Annotated in this window: 3 protein-coding genes; all 3 read right to left on the minus strand. The window is 69.9% G+C overall.

What is annotated here, in order from left to right:
* Positions 1 to 58: 58 nt before the first annotated feature.
* Positions 59 to 247, minus strand: coding sequence for a hypothetical protein (locus ETD86_RS58870; RefSeq protein WP_170223792.1), 189 nt, complete (start codon positions 245 to 247; stop codon positions 59 to 61).
* Positions 248 to 273: 26 nt separating this feature from the next.
* Positions 274 to 1,911 (minus strand): tetratricopeptide repeat protein, encoded by a 1,638-nt coding sequence (locus ETD86_RS53075; RefSeq protein ID WP_138674189.1) that lies wholly within the window; start codon positions 1,909 to 1,911, stop codon positions 274 to 276.
* A gap of 272 nt (positions 1,912 to 2,183) precedes the next feature.
* Positions 2,184 to 3,449, minus strand: coding sequence for a DMT family transporter (locus ETD86_RS53080; RefSeq protein ID WP_170223793.1), 1,266 nt, complete (start codon positions 3,447 to 3,449; stop codon positions 2,184 to 2,186).
* Positions 3,450 to 3,770: the final 321 nt, after the last annotated feature.

The following is a 3,770-nucleotide window of genomic DNA, read 5'->3' on the forward strand; positions in this document are numbered from 1 at the left end:
GCCGGCCGGCTGCGGGCGGCTGGGTGCGATGGTGTTCGGCGGCGTGGCCGGCGAGCGGTTACAGCTCAACGAGGACACCCGCCAGCCCTGCCGCCTCGTGGGTCCGGTCAGGCTGGTGCCATACGGCCGGGACCAGGCACCCCCAGTCCGCGCAGCCCACACCGGCCCAGGCCAGGCGGACGGTCGCCCACCACAGCACCCCCAGGGCCGCGCACACCACAGCCGCCCGCCCCGTTCGCCCCGTCATGCCACCAATGTTCCCACCCGCAGAGGTCAGGAGAAGAGACTCGCCCGGCGGTCGTCCGCCTCGGCCTCGGCATCACGGCCCAGCGCCCGCAGCGCGATGGCCCGGTTGACGTAGAGGTCCGGCTGCGGCTGCAGCTCGATGGCCCGGCTCAGGTCCTCGACCGCGCCCTCCACGTCCCCGGCCGTGTACCGCAACACCCCCCGGTTCCCCCACGCCGCCGCCAGCCCGGGCGCGCCCTCCACGGCCACGTCCAGCGCCGTCCTGGCCTCGGCGAGCCGGCCGGCCGCCGTCTCCAGCTGCCCGAGGACGGTGAGCAGGTGCGGGTTGGCGGGCACGAGGGCGAGCCCGGCCGTGACGTCGGCCTTGGCCTCCTCGTCCCTGCCCGCCGCGGCCAGCAGCCCGGCGCGGTTGATGTAGGCGTCGAGGTAGCCGGGATCCAGCTCGATCACCCGGCCCAGGTCGGCGAGCGCGCCCCCGGTGTCGCCCCGCACGGTACGCAACTCGGCCCGGTTGTAGTACGCCTCCGGCAGCGGCGGCCCGGCCCGCATCGCCCGCTCGTAGTCCGCCAGGGCCTCCTCGTACTGCCCGAGCTTGAACAGCAGGTTCCCGCGTTCCACGTAGTAGTCGGGAAAGGCGCGGTCGATGGTGATCGCGGCCGCGTAATCCTCCAGGGCCTCCTTGGTGTGCCCGAGCGCGGCCAGTAGCTGAGCCCGGTTGGCCAGCAACACCATCCGGTGCAGCGGATGCCGCTCCCCCAGCTCGCGCGCCAGCTCGATGGCCGACTCGACCAGCGACAACGCGGCGTCGAGCCGCCCGTGCCGCAGCTCGATCAAGGCCAGCCCGTTGCGGTCGAAGCCGAGTTTGAAGGCCCGCTCGGCGGGGTCGGGCAAGATGGTCGAGATGGCGATCGCCTCGTTGATCCAGCGTCTGGCCCGGGCCAGGTCGCGCCGCTCGGGATCGGGGTGGCGGGCGTCGAGCATGGCGGTGCCGTACGCGCTGGCGGCGTGCATCGCCGGATCCTGGCTGACCGCACGCACCTGGTCCCACACCGCGCGAGCCTCCGCGGTGCGGCCGAGCCCGCCGAGCGCGGTCGCGGTGCGCTGGGCGAAGGACCACCACCGCGCCCCGCCGGGCTCGGTGCGGGCCATGCCGCGCTCGCCGAGCTCGACGACAGCGTGCAGGAAGCCCTCCCGCATGGAGCGGTCCACCATCGCCCACAACTCGTCGGTGTCGCGATTGTCGGGAGGGTGCTCGGGGCCGTCCGAGTACGACATGATCGCCAGCGTGGCGGGCGGGATCCGCCGCGTCATGACGTCGAGCAGCTCCAGGTCCGTCGGGTCGGCCTCGGCGACGTTGTACACGGCCACCGCCCGCCCGGGGGGCACGGCGTCGCGGACGAACTCCGTGATCCCGTTGGCCAGCCTCAGTGTGCGGCGGGGTGCGGGCACGAGGATGCGCTCGTCGTCGGTCAGCCTTGCGTCGATCGTGGCTCGCCCGGGCGGGACCAGATCGGCCAGCTCGGGCGCCGCCGCCAGGATCTCGATGTCATGCGCCCCCACCAGATCGGCGGATCGTTCCAGGGCCGGCGGCACCAGATGACGCAGCAGGGCCGCGGCGACCGTGTAGGGGCCACGCGGCCGGCGATGCCCGTCTATCGGTGGCATCAGCAGCCGCGCGGCCCCCCATTGGGAAGGTGGTTCGCCCTGGACTCTGAGATGGGACCTCGCCTCAGTCACCCCTTGTGAATGACGCTGGAGGTCCCTGCGAGCCTTGCGGTTCCAGGCTTGCGGACGACGATGCGCTTCATGACGCGTACCTCTCCACTCCGGGGGTGACTCCCTATTATTAGGGCACTCCCACGAATATCAAGGTTCACGGTGAATAAGCCCGAGGCGAATGGATAAAAAGAGGTTGCCTTTTGATTGGATAATGTAACCTATTTGGACCGAAACCACCGTAGCCATCCGGTGGTGCGTGCCTGCTCGGATTCTCGCATCAAGTCGCACAGACAGCGACCGAGCAACGTGACCGACCGGCAGCAGCCAGGCCCCATCAGGTTCCTGGCGCGGACGATGAGAGTGGCCCGTTCGATCAGCCGCTCCACGCTGGGCTCCCCGCCGCCCTTGAGCGAGCGGGTGTTCCAGGGGCAGGACGCGACGTCCGCACATGCGCCCCTGGCGACATACGGCGTCACCGCCGCCGCCCTGTCGAGCCGCAGCGGATCCACACGTTTGATCTTCAGGTCCGCCAGCGCCTTGGCGGCCGCGCGGGAGACGACGAGAAGCTCGTGGTTCTTGCACTTGGGCTCCTTGCCCAGCGCCGCCACCCGGGCCGGCAGCGCGAGCAACATCGCCCCCGCCATCAGCCCGCCGCCCACCACCATGCTCCAGCCCACCTGCTCGTTGAACCAGATCACCGCGATCATCGCCACCCACACGGGCTGCGACGACATCAGGATCGCGCTCGACACGGGAGACACGTGCGCCTGACCGTACGAGCGGGCCAGGAACCCCAACGCGCACGAGACCACGGACAGATGCGCCAGCAGCAGCCAGTCCGGTGCGTCGGCCGGCACGGAGATCCCGTCGCGCGCCCCGAACGCCCCGGTGAGCAGCCCGATGCTGAAGAGCTGGATCACGGTCAGCGCGTACGGGTGGAACGTGCGGCGCTTGGACAACTGACCGAGCATGAGCGTGTGGCCGGAGTAGAGCCCGGCCGCGAAGATCGTGGCCGCGAGCGCGACCACCGAGAACTCGTGCTCTTCCACCCCTTGCATCAGCGTGAACGCCGTCATGCCGGCCACGGCCAGCGCCACGCCCGCCCAGATCCGGCGCGGCACCCGGGACTTGAAGACGACGAGCGCCAGGATCGGCGTGATCACGACGCTGCACCCGACGGCGAACCCCGACACGGCCGACGGCAGGCTGTCCAGCGCGATGGCCTGGGCCGTCTGCCCGACCCCGAACATGATCCCGAGAACGACCCCGTTGATCCACACACCCCGTGAAAGCCCCCGAAGGCAGTTCGGCCTGATGAGGAGGAGCGTCAGCGCGGCCATCAGATAACGCTCGGCGAGCAGATCCTCCACTGGTAACCGGTCGATGAGATCCTTCATCAGCGGAAAGGCCGACCCCCAAGCGGCGCTGACGAACAACAGAAGCACAGCTCCCAGGAGGGGGCGGGGAGCGGGTACGACTGCCATGCCCAAAAGCATCTCACTACTATTCGCAGCCGCAGATGTACAGGGAGCAGTCGGTGAGGTTCCTCTACCACTCGGAGTTAAGAGCCTCACTCCCGGGGCTTGCACATCCCTACCAGCGGAAGGACCGAGCCGCTGATTTCCACGATGTTCCGGAATGGGAAATGGGTGCTTCCTGCGGAGAATAGCGCCGGAAGGAAGTCACGCCGCGGGATGGCGGAGATTGACGGAGATCGGCGGGGACGTCACGCCGGGGGTGTCCGGGGATGGTCACCGGGGAAAGCCGAGAGTGCGGCCCCAGGAGGGGGCCCTGGAGGGGGTAGG

Source organism: Nonomuraea turkmeniaca (assembly GCF_005889735.1).
Lineage (GTDB): Bacteria > Actinomycetota > Actinomycetes > Streptosporangiales > Streptosporangiaceae > Nonomuraea > Nonomuraea turkmeniaca.

Coding starts and splice junctions, on each gene's coding strand:
- ETD86_RS58870 (WP_170223792.1), bottom strand. CDS start 247: ATGACGGGGCGAACGGGGCGGGCGGCTGTGGTGTGCGCGGCCCTGGGG.
- ETD86_RS53080 (WP_170223793.1), bottom strand. CDS start 3,449: ATGGCAGTCGTACCCGCTCCCCGCCCCCTCCTGGGAGCTGTGCTTCTG.
- ETD86_RS53075 (WP_138674189.1), bottom strand. CDS start 1,911: ATGCCACCGATAGACGGGCATCGCCGGCCGCGTGGCCCCTACACGGTC.